This is a genomic window from Pseudomonas aphyarum, from assembly GCF_028657055.1.
Taxonomy (GTDB): Bacteria; Pseudomonadota; Gammaproteobacteria; order Pseudomonadales; family Pseudomonadaceae; genus Aquipseudomonas; species Aquipseudomonas aphyarum.
Genome location: NZ_JAMDGS010000017.1, coordinates 142,487 through 160,016, shown reverse-complemented (window position 1 = coordinate 160,016; position 17,530 = coordinate 142,487). Strand labels below are relative to the sequence as shown.

Annotated in this window: 15 protein-coding genes; all 15 read left to right on the top strand. The window is 59.9% G+C overall.

The genetic code is table 11. The annotated features are described in order from the left end of the window. Positions 1–122: 122 nt before the first annotated feature. Positions 123–866, top strand: a complete 744-nt coding sequence (pyrH, locus tag M5G18_RS25985; protein WP_003222124.1) for a UMP kinase — start codon at positions 123–125, stop codon at positions 864–866. Continuing rightward, on the top strand, positions 863–1,420 hold the full coding sequence (frr, locus tag M5G18_RS25980; protein WP_007954771.1) for a ribosome recycling factor: 558 nt from the start codon (positions 863–865) through the stop codon (positions 1,418–1,420). The genes pyrH and frr overlap by 4 nt, the downstream gene beginning before the upstream one ends. A gap of 14 nt (positions 1,421–1,434) precedes the next feature. Continuing rightward, positions 1,435–2,190 (top strand): polyprenyl diphosphate synthase, encoded by a 756-nt coding sequence (gene uppS, locus M5G18_RS25975; RefSeq protein ID WP_007954779.1) that lies wholly within the window; start codon positions 1,435–1,437, stop codon positions 2,188–2,190. After that, positions 2,190–2,996: a phosphatidate cytidylyltransferase gene (locus M5G18_RS25970; RefSeq protein ID WP_273896380.1), complete on the top strand. Its 807-nt coding sequence runs from the start codon at positions 2,190–2,192 to the stop codon at positions 2,994–2,996. The genes uppS and M5G18_RS25970 overlap by 1 nt, the downstream gene beginning before the upstream one ends. Then, the gene (gene ispC / locus M5G18_RS25965; protein ID WP_273896381.1) at positions 2,993–4,183 is read left to right on the top strand and encodes a 1-deoxy-D-xylulose-5-phosphate reductoisomerase; all 1,191 of its coding nucleotides are present in this window, start codon (positions 2,993–2,995) and stop codon (positions 4,181–4,183) included. The genes M5G18_RS25970 and ispC overlap by 4 nt, the downstream gene beginning before the upstream one ends. Before the next feature lie 53 nt (positions 4,184–4,236). Then, a complete protein-coding gene (rseP, locus tag M5G18_RS25960) occupies positions 4,237–5,589 on the top strand; it encodes a sigma E protease regulator RseP (protein WP_273896382.1) in 1,353 nt (450 codons plus the stop codon). Between the two features lie 74 nt (positions 5,590–5,663). Further along, entirely contained in the window at positions 5,664–8,054 is a 2,391-nt protein-coding gene (gene bamA / locus M5G18_RS25955) for an outer membrane protein assembly factor BamA (protein WP_115076720.1), read from the top strand. 45 nt (positions 8,055–8,099) lie between these two features. Further along, positions 8,100–8,603 carry an OmpH/Skp family outer membrane protein gene (locus M5G18_RS25950; RefSeq protein WP_003222140.1) on the top strand — a complete coding sequence of 168 codons (504 nt, stop codon included), beginning with the start codon at positions 8,100–8,102 and terminating at the stop codon, positions 8,601–8,603. Between the two features lie 3 nt (positions 8,604–8,606). Further along, the gene (gene lpxD / locus M5G18_RS25945) at positions 8,607–9,662 is read left to right on the top strand and encodes a UDP-3-O-(3-hydroxymyristoyl)glucosamine N-acyltransferase (protein WP_273896383.1); all 1,056 of its coding nucleotides are present in this window, start codon (positions 8,607–8,609) and stop codon (positions 9,660–9,662) included. A gap of 106 nt (positions 9,663–9,768) precedes the next feature. Further along, positions 9,769–10,209: a 3-hydroxyacyl-ACP dehydratase FabZ gene (gene fabZ / locus M5G18_RS25940; RefSeq protein WP_003222142.1), complete on the top strand. Its 441-nt coding sequence runs from the start codon at positions 9,769–9,771 to the stop codon at positions 10,207–10,209. Further along, a complete protein-coding gene (gene lpxA, locus M5G18_RS25935) occupies positions 10,206–10,982 on the top strand; it encodes an acyl-ACP--UDP-N-acetylglucosamine O-acyltransferase (protein ID WP_007954792.1) in 777 nt (258 codons plus the stop codon). Before fabZ ends, lpxA begins: the two co-directional genes overlap by 4 nt. 2 nt (positions 10,983–10,984) lie before the next feature. Further along, entirely contained in the window at positions 10,985–12,115 is a 1,131-nt protein-coding gene (lpxB, locus tag M5G18_RS25930; protein WP_085697334.1) for a lipid-A-disaccharide synthase, read from the top strand. An 11-nt stretch (positions 12,116–12,126) separates the two neighbouring features. Continuing rightward, complete coding sequence (rnhB, locus tag M5G18_RS25925; RefSeq protein WP_273896693.1) at positions 12,127–12,753, top strand: ribonuclease HII; 627 nt, start codon at positions 12,127–12,129, stop codon at positions 12,751–12,753. Positions 12,754–12,829: 76 nt separating this feature from the next. Further along, positions 12,830–16,351 (top strand): DNA polymerase III subunit alpha, encoded by a 3,522-nt coding sequence (dnaE, locus tag M5G18_RS25920; protein ID WP_207985170.1) that lies wholly within the window; start codon positions 12,830–12,832, stop codon positions 16,349–16,351. A 139-nt stretch (positions 16,352–16,490) separates the two neighbouring features. Continuing rightward, a complete protein-coding gene (locus tag M5G18_RS25915; RefSeq protein ID WP_007954801.1) occupies positions 16,491–17,438 on the top strand; it encodes an acetyl-CoA carboxylase carboxyltransferase subunit alpha in 948 nt (315 codons plus the stop codon). Positions 17,439–17,530: the final 92 nt, after the last annotated feature.

The following is a 17,530-nucleotide window of genomic DNA, read 5'->3' as shown; positions in this document are numbered from 1 at the left end:
CCCTTGGAACTGACTTACAAAGCCATGTTCCGATGGCGCTGAAGCAGCGCCAAGCTAGAGTGAACGCCAGCTGTAAACAGCTCGCAAAGAATTTTTAAAATACGCCGCAGGAGAGATTCGCAATGGCTCAGCAGGGCAGTGGTTATCAGGCTCGCTATAAACGCATTCTACTCAAGCTTAGCGGCGAGGCCCTGATGGGCTCGGAAGAGTTCGGGATCGATCCGAAAGTGCTGGATCGCATGGCGCTGGAAGTCGGCCAGCTGGTCGGTATCGGCGTTCAGGTCGGTCTGGTGATCGGCGGTGGCAACCTGTTCCGCGGTGAAGCGCTGAGCAAGGCTGGCATGGATCGGGTCACGGGCGACCACATGGGCATGCTGGCCACTGTGATGAACGCCCTGGCCATGCGCGACGCGCTGGAACGTGCCAATATCTCGGCCATCGTGATGTCGGCCATCTCCATGGTCGGTGTGACCGATCACTATGACCGTCGCAAGGCCATGCGCCACCTGAACTCCAAGGACGTGGTGATCTTCGCGGCCGGTACCGGCAATCCGTTCTTTACCACGGATTCGGCAGCCTGCCTGCGCGCCATTGAAATCGACGCCGATGTCGTGCTCAAGGCGACCAAGGTCGATGGCGTCTACACCGCTGACCCGTTCAAAGACCCGCATGCCGAGAAGTTCGATCATCTGACATACGATGAAGTACTGGATCGCAAGCTGGGTGTAATGGATCTGACGGCTATCTGCCTGTGCCGCGATCACAAGATGCCGCTGCGCGTATTTAACATGAACAAGCCCGGCGCCCTGCTGAACATTGTGCACGGCGGCGCAGAAGGGACTTTGATCGAGGAAGGCCAACAATGATCAACGAAATCAAGAAAGACGCCCAAGCGCGTATGCAGAAATCCCTGGAGTCTCTGAACCACGCGTTCGGCCAGATTCGTACCGGCAAGGCTCACCCGAGCATCCTCGGCAGTGTCATGGTGCCTTACTACGGCACTGACACCCCGCTGAGCGGCGTTGCCAACGTCACCGTGAAAGACTCGCGCACCCTGCAGGTCGTGGCGTTCGAACGCAACATGCTCGCTGCCGTCGACAAGGCAATCCAGAGCGCCGGTCTGAACCTCAACCCGACCAACCTGGGTGAGTTGCTGTTGATCCCTATGCCGGCCCTCACCGAGGAAACGCGTAAAGGCTTTACCAAGCAGGCGCGTAGCGCTGCTGAAGACGCGCGTGTTGCCGTGCGCAATATTCGTCGTGATGCCTTGGGCGAGCTCAAGAAACTGGTCAAGGACAAGGAAATCAGCGAAGACGAAGAGCGTCGTGCCATCGCTGATATCGATAAGCTGACCAAAGAATCCGAGGCCCAGATCACCAAGGCCACGGACGAGAAAGAAAAAGACCTGATGGCCGTATAAGGGTCGAGTTTTAAATGGACAAGACCAAGCAGACTGCGCCGTCCGCGGTGCCGCGCCATGTCGCGATCATCATGGATGGCAATAATCGCTGGGCGAAAAAACGCTTCATGCCGGGTGTCGCCGGGCATAAAGCGGGCGTGGATGCTGTACGGGCGGTGATCGAGGTGTGTGCCGAGGCCAAGGTCGAGGTGCTCACCCTGTTCGCCTTTTCCAGTGAAAACTGGCAGCGCCCGGCCGATGAGGTCAGCGCTTTGATGGATCTGTTCTTCAAGGCGTTGCGTCGTGAGGCCAAGCGCCTGAACGACAACAACATCAGTCTGCGCATCATTGGTGACCGTACTCGGTTTCATCCTGAGCTTCAGGCAGCCATGCGTGAGGCCGAAGCGATGACCGCCGGTGCCAACCGTTTCATCCTGCAGATCGCCGCCAACTACGGCGGTCAGTGGGATATTGCGCAAGCGGCGCAGCGTCTGGCGCGTGAAGTTCAGGCCGGTCATCTGCGACCGGAAGACATCACGCCGGATCTGCTGCAGACCTGTCTGGTCACCGGTGATCTGCCGTTGCCTGACTTGTGCATCCGCACCGGTGGCGAGCACCGCATCAGCAATTTCCTTTTGTGGCAGCTGGCTTACGCCGAGTTGTACTTCTCCGACCTGTTCTGGCCGGACTTCAAACACGAAGCCATGCGCAATGCGCTGGCCGATTTCGCTTTGCGTCAGCGTCGCTTCGGTAAAACGAGCGAGCAGGTCGAAGCTGGAGCCCGGGTTTAATGCTTAAACAACGCATCATCACTGCACTGATTCTGCTGCCGATCGCCCTGGGCGGTTTTTTCCTGCTCGAAGGTTCCGGTTTTGCTCTGTTCATCGGGCTGGTCGTGAGTCTGGGCGCCTGGGAATGGGCGCGTCTGGCCGGCTTCACTGCGCAGGCATTTCGTGTCGGCTACGCGGCGGTGGTCGCGCTGATGCTGTTCGTCATGTACATCCTGCCGGGGCTGGCGCCATGGGTGCTGGGTGCTTCGGTGATCTGGTGGGCATTGGCGACGTGGCTGGTGCTGACGTACCCGCGCTCCAGCGAGCATTGGTCCAGCGCCGCCGCCAAGCTGATGATCGGCCTGCTGATTCTGTTGCCTGCCTGGCAAGGGCTGGTGCAGATCAAGCAATACCCGCTCGGCAACTGGCTGATCATGGCAGTGATGGTGCTGGTCTGGGGGGCTGACATCGGGGCGTATTTCTCCGGTCGCGCGTTCGGCAAGCGCAAGCTGGCGCCGCAAGTCAGTCCCGGCAAAAGCTGGGAAGGCGTGTATGGCGGCCTGGCGCTGAGCCTGGTCATCACCACCCTGGTCGCGCTATTCCGTGACTGGACGGTGGCGCAACTGTTCAAGGGCTTGATCGGTACGGCGGTGATTGTCTTCATCTCGGTGGTGGGCGATCTGACCGAAAGCATGTTCAAGCGTCAGTCCGGCATCAAGGACAGCAGTAATCTGCTGCCTGGTCACGGTGGCGTGCTGGATCGCATCGACAGCCTGACAGCGGCGATTCCGGTGTTCGCGGTGCTGCTGTGGATGGCGGCGTCGTGAGTCGCCCGCAGCAGATTACCGTCCTCGGTGCGACCGGTTCGATCGGTCTGAGCACCCTGGATGTCATCGCCCGGCATCCGGAGCGTTATCGGGCTTTCGCCCTGAGCGGTTTTACCCGTCTGAGCGAACTGTTTGCCCTGTGTGTTCGCCATCTCCCCAAATATGCGGTGGTGCCGGAAGCCGGCGCTGCTCGCAGTCTGCAGGACGATTTGCGTGCGGCAGGCCTGTCGACGCAGGTGCTGGTCGGCGAAGAAGGCTTGTGTCAGGTCGCTGCTGCGCCGGAGGTGGATGCTGTCATGGCCGCCATCGTCGGCGCTGCCGGCCTGCGCCCGACTTTGGCGGCAGTTGAGGCGGGCAAGAAGATTCTTCTGGCCAATAAGGAAGCGCTGGTCATGTCCGGCGCCTTGTTCATGCAGGCGGTGCGCAAGAGCGGTTCGGTCCTGTTGCCGATCGACAGCGAGCACAACGCGATTTTCCAATGCATGCCGCACGACTTTGCTCGCGGGCTGAGTAATGTTGGAGTCCGTCGGATTTTGCTGACAGCCTCCGGTGGCCCTTTCCGGCAGACGCCGATGACCGAGCTGGCGCATGTTTCACCCGATCAGGCCTGTGCACACCCGAACTGGTCCATGGGCCGCAAGATTTCCGTGGATTCGGCCAGCATGATGAACAAGGGGCTCGAGTTGATCGAGGCCTGCTGGTTGTTCGATGCCAGGCCTTCGCAAGTCGAAGTGGTGATTCATCCACAAAGCGTGATTCATTCGCTGGTCGATTATGTGGACGGTTCGGTGCTGGCGCAGTTGGGTAATCCCGATATGCGCACACCCATTGCCAACGCCCTGGCCTGGCCTGAGCGCATTGACTCGGGCGTGGCGCCGCTGGATCTGTTCGCTGTTGCGCGCCTGGATTTCGAAGCCCCCGACGAAGAGCGCTTCCCGTGCCTGCGTCTGGCGCGTCAGGCTGCCGAGGCGGGAAACAGCGCCCCGGCCATGCTCAATGCGGCGAATGAAGTGGCGGTTTCCGCGTTTCTCGACGGACGGGTTCGCTACCTGGAAATCGCGAGTATCATCGAGGAAGTCTTGAATCTCGAGCCTGTGGTGGCCCTGGACGATCTCGATGCGGTATTCACCGCTGACGCGACTGCCCGGACATTGGCCGGTCAGTGGTTGAGTCGTCACGGCCGATAGGTCTTGCAACACATGGCTTCACGCGGCACTGGACAGGATTGCGGAGAAAGTAGATGAGCGCGCTCTATATGATTGCCGGCACCCTGATCGCTCTGGGTGTGCTGGTCACCTTTCACGAATTCGGCCATTTCTGGGTCGCGCGTCGCTGTGGCGTCAAGGTTCTGCGTTTCTCCGTGGGCTTCGGCATGCCGCTGTTGCGCTGGCACGACAAGCAGGGCACCGAGTTCGTGGTCGCGGCTATTCCGCTGGGTGGCTACGTCAAGATGCTCGATGAGCGCGAAGGCGAAGTACCGGCCGATCAGCTTCATCAGTCATTTAATCGCAAATCCGTTCGTCAGCGCATCGCCATCGTCGCGGCCGGCCCTGTGGCCAACTTTCTGCTCGCGCTGGTGTTCTTCTGGGTGCTCGCCATGCTCGGCAGCGAGCAGATTCGCCCGGTCATCGGTTCGGTGGAGTCCGGCAGCATCGCCGCAACGGCCGGACTGAGTGCCGGTCAGGAAATTGTCGCGATCGACGGCGAGCCGACCTCGGGCTGGGCTGCGGTCAACCTGCAACTGGTGCGACGTCTCGGGGAAAGCGGTTCCTTGCAGGTGCTGGTGCGCGAGCAGGGCTCTACGGCTGATACGCCTCGTGAACTGGCACTCGATAAATGGCTCAAGGGGGCTGACGAGCCGGATCCGATTCGCTCCCTTGGCATTCGCCCTTGGCGACCGGCATTGCCGCCGGTGCTGGCCGAACTCGACCCGAAAGGTCCGGCCCAGGCAGCCGGGCTGAAAACCGGCGATCGTCTGCTGACGCTGGATGGCAAGGCGCTGGATGACTGGCAGCAGGTGGTCGACACCGTTCGTACGCGTCCTGATACCAAAATCGTGCTGCGCGTCGAGCGTGACGGTGTTCAAATCGACGTCCCTGTGACGCTGGCCGCACGTGGCGAGAAAAAGTCTCCAAGCGGTTACCTGGGGGCGGGCGTGAAGGCTGTCGACTGGCCGCCGGAGATGATTCGCGAGGTCAGTTACGGGCCTTTGGCGGCAATTGGCGAGGGTGCCCGTCGTACCTGGACCATGAGCGTCCTGACGCTGGATTCACTGAAGAAAATGCTCTTCGGCGAGCTCTCGGTAAAAAACTTGAGTGGACCGATAACCATTGCTAAAGTGGCGGGCGCTTCTGCCCAGTCGGGCGTCGCTGATTTCCTGAATTTCCTTGCTTATCTGAGTATTAGCCTGGGGGTTCTGAATTTGCTGCCCATTCCTGTACTGGATGGGGGGCATTTGTTGTTTTATCTGATCGAGTGGGCGCGTGGTCGTCCCTTGTCGGATCGGGTGCAAGGTTGGGGGATACAGATCGGTATCAGTTTGGTGGTCGGGGTGATGTTGCTTGCTCTGGTCAACGATCTGGGTCGTCTGTAACGCTTCGCTGAATTGCGAATCTGCCGCATTTTGCGGCAGTTTGTTTATTGCCAGTTGGAATAAGAAAGGACTTCATGAAACGTCTGCTGCTAACTGCGGTTCTCACCGTATTGATGATCGCCGAAGTTCACGCCGAGTCCTTCACTATCTCTGATATTCGCGTCAATGGCCTCCAGCGGGTCTCCGCGGGTAGCGTCTTTGGTGCCTTGCCGTTGAACGTCGGCGAGCAGGCGGATGATCGTCGCCTGGTGGAATCCACTCGTGCGTTGTTCAAAACCGGTTTCTTTCAAGATATCCAGCTGGGCCGCGAAGGCAACGTTCTGGTGATCACTGTCGTCGAACGTCCCTCGGTCGCGAGCATCGAGATCGAAGGCAACAAGGCGATTTCCACCGAAGACCTGATGAAGGGCCTCAAGCAATCCGGTCTGGCCGAAGGCGAGATCTTCCAGCGCGCGACCCTCGAAGGCGTCCGTAACGAGCTGCAACGTCAATACGTTGCGCAAGGTCGTTACTCGGCTACCGTCGATACCGAAGTGGTCTCGCAGCCGCGCAACCGTGTCGGTCTGAAAGTGAAGATCAACGAAGGCACCGTCGCAGCCATTCAGCACATCAACGTGGTGGGCAACACGGTTTTCCCCGAGGAAGACCTGACCGACCTGTTCGAATTGAAAACCACCAACTGGCTGTCGTTCTTCAAGAACGACGACAAGTACGCCCGTGAAAAGCTGTCCGGTGACCTGGAGCGTCTGCGCTCCTACTACCTGGACCGTGGCTATATCAACATGGATATCGCTTCGACCCAGGTGTCCATCACTCCGGACAAGAAGCACGTCTACATCACCGTCAACGTCAACGAAGGCGAGAAGTACACCGTTCGTGACGTCAAGCTCAGCGGTGACCTGAAGGTCCCTGAAGACCAGGTCAAGTCGCTGCTGCTGGTGCAGAAAGGCCAGGTGTTCTCGCGCAAGCTGATGACCACCACTTCCGAACTGATCACCCGTCGTCTGGGTAACGAGGGTTACACCTTCGCCAACGTCAACGGCGTGCCACAACCGCACGACGAAGATCACACCGTCGATATCCTGTTTGCTGTCGATCCGGGCAAGCGTGCCTACGTCAACCGCATCAACTTCCGTGGCAACACCAAGTCCGAGGACGAAGTGCTGCGTCGTGAAATGCGTCAGATGGAAGGTGGCTGGGCTTCGACCTACCTGATCGACCAGTCCAAGACCCGTCTGGAGCGTCTGGGCTTCTTCAAGGAAGTCAACGTCGAGACCCCGGCCGTGCCAGGCGTCGACGACCAGGTTGACGTGAACTACAGCGTTGAAGAACAGGCTTCCGGTTCGATCACCGCCAGCGTCGGTTTCGCCCAGAGCGCCGGTCTGATCCTCGGTGGTTCGATCACCCAGAACAACTTCCTCGGTACCGGTAACCGCGTCAGCGTCGGCCTGACCCGCAGCGAATACCAGAGCCGCTACAACTTCGGCTACGTTGACCCCTACTGGACCGCCGATGGCGTGAGCCTGGGTTACAACGCGTTCTACCGCACCACCGACTACAAAGACCTCGACGTCGACGTAGCGAGCTATGCGGTAGACAGCCTGGGCGCCGGCGTGAACGTGGGCTACCCGATCAGCGAGACTTCGCGTCTGACCTTTGGTCTGTCCGCTCAGCAGGACAAGATCAAGACCGGTCAGTACACCGTTGACGAGATTTTCGACTTCGTTAAGCGTGAAGGCGACAACTACCTGAACTTCAAGGCTTCGGCCGGCTGGTCCGAGTCGACCCTGAACAAAGGTGTTCTGCCAACCCGTGGTCGTTCCCAGAGCCTGACCCTGGAAACCACCATTCCGGGCAGCGATCTGTCGTTCTTCAAGCTCGATTACCGTGGCCAGTTGTTCCAGCCGCTGAGCGAGAACTACACCATGCGCCTGCACACCGAGCTGGGCTACGGCGACGGTTACGGTTCGACCGACGGCTTGCCGTTCTATGAAAACTACTATGCTGGTGGTTTCAACTCGGTTCGCGGCTTTAAAGACAGCACGCTGGGTCCTCGCAGTACCCCAAGCCGTGGCCAGGCTGTAACCGGTAACGCCGGTACGCTTGCCGACCCGGATCAGGATCCGCTGCCGTTCGGTGGCAACGTGTTGATCCAGGGTGGTGTCGAGGTGTTGTTCCCGCTGCCATTCGTCAAGGATCAGCGTTCCCTGCGTACTTCGGTATTCTGGGACGTGGGTAACGTATTTGACTCCAAGTGCGAGAAAACTACCAACGCGACTGTCGGTTCGACTTCTGCCACTCAGTGCAACGACATCAGCCTCAGCAACATGGCCAGCTCCGTCGGTGTCGGCGTGACCTGGGTCACCGCACTGGGCCCGCTGAGTTTTGCACTGGCTATGCCGATCAAGAAACCGGATGACGCTGAAACTCAAGTGTTCCAATTCTCCCTCGGCCAGACGTTCTAAGCGTCTGACCCAAGATAACGACAATGGATTTTGTAGGAGTGCATCGTGCGTAAGTTGACTCAATTGGTTCTCCTGGCCTCCGTACTGGTGGCAGGCCCGGCATTTGCCGACATGAAAATCGCCGTTCTGAACTATCAGATGGCTCTGCTGGAATCCGACGCGGCCAAGAAGTACGCCGTGGATGCCGAGAAGAAGTTCGGCCCGCAACTGACCAAGCTCAAGACCCTGGAAAGCAGCGCCAAGGGCATTCAGGATCGTCTGATGGCCGGTGGTGACAAGATGCAGCAAGGCGAGCGTGAGCGTCTGGAGCTTGAGTTCAAGCAAAAGGCTCGTGACTTCCAGTTCCAGTCCAAGGAACTGAACGAAGCCAAGGCCGTTGCCGACCGCGAAATGCTCAAGCAACTGAAGCCGAAACTGGATAGCGCAGTGGAAGAAGTCATCAAGAAAGGTGGTTTTGACCTGGTGTTCGAGCGTGGCGCAGTGATCGATGTCAAACCTCAGTACGACATCACGCGCCAGGTTATCGAGCGCATGAATCAGCTGAAGTAACCCATGACCGTGACCATCAAGCTCGGCCAGTTGGCCGAGTTCCTCGGCGCCACCCTGAGTGGCGACCCCGAGAAGCAAATCACTGGGCTAGCCACCTTGCGGGAGGCTGGCCCAGCTCAGTTGAGCTTTCTGGCAAACCCCCAATACCGTAAATATTTGGCTAACTCGCAAGCCGCAGCCCTGTTGCTCAAGGCTGCCGACGCCGAAGGTTATGCCGGTGATGCGCTGGTGGTGCCGGATCCTTACCTGGCTTACGCACGCATTTCCCATTTGTTCGATCCGAAGCCCAAGGCAACTGCCGGCGTTCATCCAACAGCGGTGATTGCCGAGGATGCTGTGGTCGATCCGAGCGCCAGTGTCGGTCCCTTCGTGGTGATCGAAGCCGGTGCTCGAGTCGGTGCAGGCGTGACACTTGGCGCGCATTGCGTGGTCGGTGCCCGCAGCGAAATCGGCGAGGGCGGCTGGCTGGCCCCACGGGTCACGCTGTATCACGATGTGCGGATCGGCAAGCGTGTGGTGATCCAGTCCGGTGCTGTGCTCGGCGGTGAAGGCTTCGGCTTTGCCAACGAGAAGGGTATCTGGCAAAAGATCGCCCAGATCGGTGGCGTGACCATCGGCGACGATGTGGAGATCGGCGTGAATACCGCCATCGACCGCGGTGCGTTGGCCGATACCGTGATCGGCAACGGCGTGAAGCTCGACAACCAGATTCAGATCGCCCACAACGTGCAGGTCGGTGACCACACCGCCATGGCGGCGTGCGTGGGGATTTCCGGCAGCACCAAGATCGGCAAGCACTGCATGCTCGCCGGCGGTGTTGGCCTGGTAGGGCACATCGATATTTGCGACAACGTATTCCTGACCGGGATGACCATGGTGACCCACTCGATTACCGAGCCGGGTGCCTATTCTTCCGGCACAGCTATGCAACCTGCGGCCGAATGGCGCAAAAGCGCGGCCCGTATTCGTCAGCTCGATGACATCGCGCGACGTTTGAAACAGCTGGAAAAGCGGTCCGGGGAAGTGACCCCCGACGGTAATGCTTCATCTGAAGGCTGATACCATTTCCATATCAAGTGTGCACAGCCTCTGGACTGCCTCCTTGATTTGCTAGAGGAGTGCGCGTCAGTCGCGCTCCCAATCTTTACATAGGCTTCCCCCCGAAATGATGGACATCAACGAGATTCGCGAATACCTGCCTCACCGTTACCCGTTCCTGCTGGTGGACCGGGTAGTGGAGCTGGATACGGAAGGCAAGCGCATTCGCGCCTACAAGAATGTCAGCATCAACGAACCGTTCTTCAATGGTCACTTCCCTGCGCATCCGATCATGCCGGGCGTGCTGATCATCGAAGCCATGGCTCAGGCTGCCGGGATCCTCGGTTTCAAGATGCTTGACGTGAAACCGGCCGATGGCACCCTTTACTACTTCGTCGGTTCCGACAAGCTGCGCTTCCGCCAGCCAGTGCTGCCGGGTGATCAGTTGATCCTTGAAGCCAAGTTCATCAGCTGCAAGCGTCAGATCTGGAAGTTCGAATGCCAGGCTTCGGTCGATGGCAAGCCGGTCTGCTCGGCTGAAATCATCTGTGCGGAACGCAAGCTATGAGTTTGATTGACCCTCGCGCAATCATCGATCCGTCGGCCGTCCTGGCTGATGGCGTCGAGGTCGGCCCGTGGTCGATCATCGGTGCAGGTGTGGAAATCGGCGAGGGTACGGTCATCGGGCCACACGTGATCCTCAAAGGTCCGACCCGTATCGGCAAGCACAACCGCATCTACCAGTTTTCCTCGGTAGGCGAAGATACGCCGGACCTGAAATACAAGGGCGAAGAAACCCGCCTGGTAATTGGTGACCACAACGTCATCCGCGAAGGCGTGACGATTCACCGTGGCACCGTTCAGGATCGTTCCGAAACGACCCTGGGTGATCACAACCTGATCATGGCCTATGCCCACATCGGACATGACAGTGTTATCGGCAACCACTGCATCCTGGTCAACAACACCGCGCTGGCCGGCCATGTGCACGTTGATGACTGGGCGATCCTGTCCGGTTTCACCCTGGTGCATCAGTATTGCCACATTGGCGCCCACAGCTTTTCCGGCATGGGCACGGCGATCGGCAAGGACGTTCCGGCGTTCGTCACCGTATTCGGCAACCCGGCCGAAGCGCGCAGCATGAACTTCGAGGGCATGCGCCGTCGCGGTTTCAGCGAAGACGCCATTCACGCTCTGCGCCGTGCGTACAAAACGGTGTATCGCCAGGGCCTGACCGTCGAGCAGGCGCTGGCCGAACTGGCCGAGCCGTCCGCCCAGTTCCCGGAAGTCGCGATGTTCCGTGACTCCATCCAGTCGTCGACCCGCGGCATCACCCGCTGACCATGGCCAATCTGCGTATTGCGCTGGTGGCGGGGGAGGCTTCCGGTGACATTCTGGGCGCCGGTCTGATGCGCGCCCTGAAGGCACAGCATCCTGCGGTGGAGTTCATCGGAGTCGGCGGCCCGCTGATGCAGGCCGAGGGCCTGACCTCCTATTTTCCGATGGAGCGTCTGTCGGTCATGGGGCTGGTGGAAGTCCTGGGGCGGTTGCGTGAATTGCTCAAGCGCCGCAAGGACCTGATTGCCACGCTTATCGCTGAAAAGCCGGATGTATTCATCGGTATCGACGCACCGGATTTCAACCTCAATATCGAACTCAAGCTGCGTCAGGCCGGAATCAAGACCGTGCACTACGTCAGCCCTTCGGTGTGGGCATGGCGGCAGAAGCGGGTGCTGAAGATCCGTGAAGGCTGCGACCTGATGCTCACGCTGCTGCCGTTCGAAGCCAGATTCTATGAAGAGAAGGGCGTACCGGTGCGGTTCGTCGGCCATACGCTGGCCGACACCATTCCACTGGAGGCCGATCGCTCTGCTGCGCGTGCCGAACTCGGTCTGCCGGACGGTCCGTTGGTGGCTTTGATGCCCGGCAGCCGGGGCGGCGAAGTCAGTCGTCTGGGTGCGCTGTTCCTCGATACCGCCCAGCGCCTGCGGGCCATGCGCCCGGGCGTGCGTTTCGTCATACCGTGCGCCAACCCCGAGCGTCGTGCCCAGCTCGAAGAGCTGCTGGCCGGCCGCGACCTGCCGGTGACCTTGCTCGATGGCAAATCCCATCTGGCACTGGCGGCGTGCAACGCGGTCCTGATTGCGTCGGGTACGGCGACCCTGGAAGCGCTGCTGTACAAGCGCCCGATGGTCGTGGCCTATCGTCTTGCGCCGCTGACGTTCTGGATTCTCAAGCGCATGGTCAAGAGCCCGTACGTGTCCCTGCCGAACCTGCTGGCCCAGCGACTGCTGGTCCCGGAATTGTTGCAGGATGATGCGACGGTCGAGGCGCTTGCCCAGACCCTGTCGCCGCTGATCGATGGTGGCGAAGAGCAGACCCGCGGCTTCGACGAGATCCATCGCACCCTGCGCCTGGACGCTTCCAATCAGGCGGCTGACGCCGTTCTTAACCTGATCGGGCAAACACGATGAGCAAGACAAGCATGCAGATGGGCCTGGATTTCACCCTGGTCGCCGAAGTCGAAGAGCTGGTGGCCGGTGTCGATGAAGTCGGTCGCGGCCCGTTGTGCGGCGCGGTCGTCACCGCAGCGGTGATCCTCGATCCGAATCGGCCGATTCTCGGTCTCAATGACTCGAAGAAACTCACCGAAGCCAAGCGCGAAAAGCTCTACGACGAAATCTGCGAGAAGGCGCTCAGTTGGTGCATCGCCCGCGCCGAAGTCGAAGAAATCGACGAACTGAACATCCTTCACGCCACCATGCTGGCGATGCAGCGCGCCGTCGCTGGTCTGCACATCCAGCCGAAATTGGCGATGATCGACGGCAACCGCTGCCCGAAACTGCCGATGCGTTCCGAAGCGGTGGTCAAGGGCGATAGCAAGGTTCCAGCGATTGCAGCAGCCTCGATTCTGGCCAAGGTCAGCCGCGACCGCGAAATGGCGGCGTTCGAATTGGTCTACCCGGGTTACGGCATTGGCGGGCACAAAGGTTACCCGACGCCCGTTCATCTGGAAGCGCTGGTGCGCCTTGGGCCGACGCCGATTCACCGGCGTTCCTTTGCCCCGGTTCGGCAGGCTTATGAAGCGCTGGAAGGCCTGGCGCCGGTTTAGCGGCGAGGCTGATGTTTTGTTCGGGGCCCGGTACAATCCGGGCCTTGTTGTCTCTATGTAACTGGACAGGATCACTATGCCGGCTTCATTCGTTCATCTACGCCTGCACACTGAATACTCCCTGGTCGACGGGCTGGTGCGGATCAAGCCGCTGGTCAAGGCCCTGACCGGCATGGGCATGCCGGCCGTTGCGGTGACCGACCAGAACAACATGTGTTCGCTGGTCAAATTCTATAAAAACACCATGGGCGCAGGGATCAAGCCGATCTGCGGCGCCGACCTGTGGCTGTCGAACAAGGACCCGGATGGTCCGCTGAGCCGCCTCAGCCTGCTGGTCATGAATGCCCAGGGCTATCGCAACCTGACCGAGCTGATTTCCCGTGGCTTCATCGAGGGTCAGCGCAACGGCATGATCATCATCGAGCGCGAATGGGTTGCCGAGGCCAACGAAGGCCTGATCATGCTGTCCGCCGCCAAAGAAGGCGAGATCGGCATGGCCATGATCGGCGGCAACCCCGCCGAGGCCGAAACCCTCGCGCGCGAATGGATGGCGGTGTTCCCGGATCGTTTCTATCTGGAAGTCCAGCGTACCAACCGTCCGAATGACGAAGAACAATTGCACGGTGCGGTGGCCCTGGCCGATAAGCTCGGTGCGCCGCTGGTCGCGACCAACGATGTGCGCTTCATCAAGCAGGAAGACTTCGCCGCCCACGAAACCCGCGTTTGCATCGGTGAAGGCCGGGCCCTCGACGATCCGCGGCGTTCGAAGAACTACAGCGATCAGCAGTACCTGAAAAGCGCCGAGGAAATGGCCGAGCTGTTCAGCGACCTGCCGGATGCGGTGGAAAACACCGTCGAGATCGCCAAGCGCTGCAACATCGACGTGAAGCTGGGCAAGCACTTCCTGCCCGACTACCCGATTCCCGATGGCATGACCATCGACGAGTATTTCCGCAAAGTGTCGTTCGACGGTCTGGACGATCGCCTCAGCGTGCTGCTGCCCAAGGACACCACCGAAGACTACGAGGCCAAGCGTCAGGTCTACGTCGACCGGCTGAATTTCGAGCTGGATATCATCATCCAGATGGGGTTCCCCGGTTACTTCCTGATCGTGATGGACTTTATCCAGTGGGCCAAGAACAACGGCGTGCCGGTGGGCCCAGGCCGGGGGTCGGGTGCCGGATCGCTGGTGGCCTATGTGCAGAAGATCACTGACCTCGACCCGCTGGAATATGACCTGCTTTTCGAACGTTTCCTCAACCCGGAACGGGTATCGATGCCCGACTTCGACGTCGACTTCTGCATGGACGGTCGCGACCGGGTAATCGATTACGTAGCCGAAAAATACGGCCGTAACGCCGTAAGCCAGATCATCACCTTCGGTTCCATGGCCGCGAAGGCTGTGGTTCGAGACGTGGCGCGGGCCCAGGGCAAGTCGTTCGGCCTGGCGGATCGCCTGTCGAAGATGATTCCGTTCGAAGTCGGCATGACCCTGGAAAAAGCCTACGAGCAGGAAGAAATCCTGCGCGACTTCATCAAGGTCGATGAAGAAGCGGCGGAAATCTGGGAGATGGCGCGCAAGCTCGAAGGCGTGGTGCGTAACGTCGGCAAACACGCCGGTGGTGTAGTAATCGCACCGACCAAGCTGACCGACTTCTCGCCAATCTATTGCGACGAGGCCGGCGACGGTCTGGTAACCCAGTTCGACAAGGATGACGTCGAGGCGGCCGGTCTGGTGAAGTTCGACTTCCTCGGCCTGCGGACCCTGACGATCATCGACTGGGCGCTGAAAACCATCAACCGCGACCGCGCCAAGGTCAACGAGCCGCCGCTGGACATCGCGTTCATCCCGCTGGATGACAAGCCGACTTATCAGCTGCTGCAAAAGGCTGAAACCACCGCGGTGTTCCAGCTTGAATCCCGCGGCATGAAAGAGCTGATCAAAAAGCTCAAGCCCGACTGCCTCGAAGACTTGATCGCACTGGTGGCCCTGTTCCGTCCGGGCCCGTTGCAGTCCGGCATGGTGGATGACTTCATCAACCGTAAGCACGGTCGCGCGGAGCTTGCTTATCCGCACCCGGATTACCAGTACGAAGGTTTGCAGCCGGTGCTGGCGCCGACGTACGGCATCATCCTGTATCAGGAACAGGTGATGCAGATCGCCCAGGTCATGGCCGGTTACACCCTCGGTGGTGCGGACATGCTGCGTCGGGCGATGGGTAAGAAGAAACCCGAGGAAATGGCCAAGCAGCGCGGCGGTTTCATTGAGGGTTGTGCGTCGAACAATATCGACGCGGATCTGGCCGGTAACATTTTCGACCTGGTAGAGAAATTTGCCGGTTACGGCTTCAACAAATCCCACTCCGCTGCCTACGGCCTGGTGTCGTACCAGACCGCCTGGCTGAAAGCCCACTATCCGGCGCCGTTCATGGCCGCGGTACTGTCGGCGGACATGCACAACACCGACAAGGTCGTGACCTTGATCGAGGAAGTGCGCACGATGAAGCTGCGCCTCGACGCGCCGGACGTGAACACTTCGGAGTTCAAGTTCACGGTGAACGACGAAGGCCGCATCGTGTATGGCCTGGGCGCGATCAAAGGCGTCGGCGAAGGCCCGGTGGAAGCAATCACCGAGGCCCGTCAGGCCGGTCCGTTCAAGGACCTGTTCGACTTCTGCGCCCGGGTCGACCTCAAGCGCATCAACAAGCGCACGCTGGACGGTCTGATCCGCAGCGGCGCGCTGGATCGCCTCGGCCCGTACTTCCACGACGAGCAGAAGGCGTATCAGGCTAACATCGACCGCAACCGAGCCGTGCTGCTGGCGGCGATGGAAGAGGCGATCAAGTCGGCCGAGCAGACCGCGCGCACCCGTGACAGCGGCCACGCCGACCTGTTTGGCGGGCTGTTCGTCGAAGAAGACGCGGACGTTTACGCGATCCACCGCAAGGCGAAAGAGCTGACCCTCAAGGAGCGGCTCAAAGGTGAAAAAGACACCTTGGGCCTGTACCTGACTGGTCACCCGATTGACGAATATGAAGGTGAAATCCGCCGTTTCGCCCGTCAGCGCATCATTGACCTGAAACCGGCGCGGGACACCCAGACCGTGGCGGGGATGATCATCGCCCTGCGGGTGATGAAGAACAAAAAGGGCGACAAGATGGGCTTCATCACCCTCGACGACCGCTCCGGGCGGATCGAGGCATCGCTGTTCGCCGATGCGTTCCACTCCGCGCAATCGCTGCTTCAGACCGATGCGATGGTGGTGGTCGAGGGGGAGGTCAGCAACGACGACTTCTCCGGCGGCCTGCGTCTGCGGGTCAAGCGGGTGATGAGCATGGAAGATGCGCGCACCAACCTCGCCGAGAGCCTGCGCCTGAAGTTGCAGACCCAGGATCTGAAAGGCGATCAGCTACGCTGGTTGGGTGATTTGCTCAAGCGTCATCGCGGGGCGTGCCCGATCACCATGGAATACACCAGTCCCGATGCGAAGACCTTGCTGCAGTTTGGCGAGACCTGGCGGATCGACCCGGCGGATGCCTTGATTCAAGCCTTGCGTGACCAGTTCGGGCGAGACAACGTCTTCCTCCAATACCGTTGACCGGCAGGTGCCATCAAAGCGCCTGCCCACAACCTGAATTTTTAATCTCGACCTCAGCGCGCCTCTCCCTTAAGGTAGGGCGCGAATAGACAACCGGCCGGCCCAAGCTCATTTGGGACACGACCCAAGACGGACGCCTATGAACCCGAATTTTCTAGATTTCGAACAGCCGATCGCCGACCTGCAAGCCAAGATCGAAGAGTTGCGCTTGGTCGGTAATGACAATTCGCTGAATATCGGCGATGAGATCTCCCGCCTGCAGGACAAGAGCAAGACGCTGACCGAAGACATTTTCGGCAAGCTGACCAGCTGGCAGATCGCTCGTCTGGCGCGTCACCCGAAACGTCCTTACACCCTGGACTACATCGACCACATCTTCACCGAGTTCGACGAACTGCACGGTGACCGTCACTTCTCTGACGACGCGGCCATTGTGGGCGGCGTGGCACGTCTGGAAGACCAGCCAGTGATGGTGATCGGTCACCAGAAGGGCCGCGAAGTGCGTGAAAAGGTACGCCGCAACTTCGGCATGCCGCGTCCGGAAGGCTACCGCAAGGCTTGCCGCCTGATGGAAATGGCCGAACGTTTCAAGATGCCGATCCTGACCTTCATCGACACCCCGGGCGCCTACCCTGGCATCGACGCCGAAGAGCGCAACCAGAGCGAAGCGATCGCCTGGAACCTGCGCGTCATGGCTCGTCTGAAAACCCCGATCATCGCCACCGTGATTGGTGAAGGTGGTTCCGGTGGTGCACTGGCCATCGGCGTGTGCGACCAGCTGAACATGCTGCAGTACTCGACCTACGCGGTGATCTCGCCGGAAGGTTGCGCTTCGATTCTGTGGAAAACCGCAGAGAAAGCGCCGGATGCCGCTGAAGCGATGGGCATCACTGCCGAGCGTCTGAAAGGCCTGGGTATCGTCGACAAGGTGATCGGCGAGCCTCTGGGTGGCGCTCACCGTGATCCGGCCGCTGCTGCTGCCTCGATCCGTGCCGAGCTGAGCTCGCAACTGGCGATGCTGAAGAAGTTCGACAACGAAGCGCTGCTCAAGCGTCGTTACGATCGTCTGATGAGCTACGGTCTCTAAGTCGAGCCGTTTCGGCCAACGATGCAAAACACTGTGGGAGCGGGCTTGCCCGCGAATGCGATGTAACATTCAACGACTGTGTTGGCTGTTTC

Bases quoted from the DNA above. Each gene is read 5' to 3' on its own strand.
- lpxD (WP_273896383.1), top strand. From the start codon at position 8,607: ATGACCGTGACCATCAAGCTCGGCCAGTTGGCCGAGTTCCTCGGCGCC.
- frr (WP_007954771.1), top strand. From the start codon at position 863: ATGATCAACGAAATCAAGAAAGACGCCCAAGCGCGTATGCAGAAATCC.
- dnaE (WP_207985170.1), top strand. From the start codon at position 12,830: ATGCCGGCTTCATTCGTTCATCTACGCCTGCACACTGAATACTCCCTG.
- M5G18_RS25915 (WP_007954801.1), top strand. From the start codon at position 16,491: ATGAACCCGAATTTTCTAGATTTCGAACAGCCGATCGCCGACCTGCAA.
- fabZ (WP_003222142.1), top strand. From the start codon at position 9,769: ATGATGGACATCAACGAGATTCGCGAATACCTGCCTCACCGTTACCCG.
- lpxA (WP_007954792.1), top strand. From the start codon at position 10,206: ATGAGTTTGATTGACCCTCGCGCAATCATCGATCCGTCGGCCGTCCTG.
- rseP (WP_273896382.1), top strand. From the start codon at position 4,237: ATGAGCGCGCTCTATATGATTGCCGGCACCCTGATCGCTCTGGGTGTG.
- lpxB (WP_085697334.1), top strand. From the start codon at position 10,985: ATGGCCAATCTGCGTATTGCGCTGGTGGCGGGGGAGGCTTCCGGTGAC.
- uppS (WP_007954779.1), top strand. From the start codon at position 1,435: ATGGACAAGACCAAGCAGACTGCGCCGTCCGCGGTGCCGCGCCATGTC.
- rnhB (WP_273896693.1), top strand. From the start codon at position 12,127: ATGCAGATGGGCCTGGATTTCACCCTGGTCGCCGAAGTCGAAGAGCTG.
- bamA (WP_115076720.1), top strand. From the start codon at position 5,664: ATGAAACGTCTGCTGCTAACTGCGGTTCTCACCGTATTGATGATCGCC.
- M5G18_RS25970 (WP_273896380.1), top strand. From the start codon at position 2,190: ATGCTTAAACAACGCATCATCACTGCACTGATTCTGCTGCCGATCGCC.
- pyrH (WP_003222124.1), top strand. From the start codon at position 123: ATGGCTCAGCAGGGCAGTGGTTATCAGGCTCGCTATAAACGCATTCTA.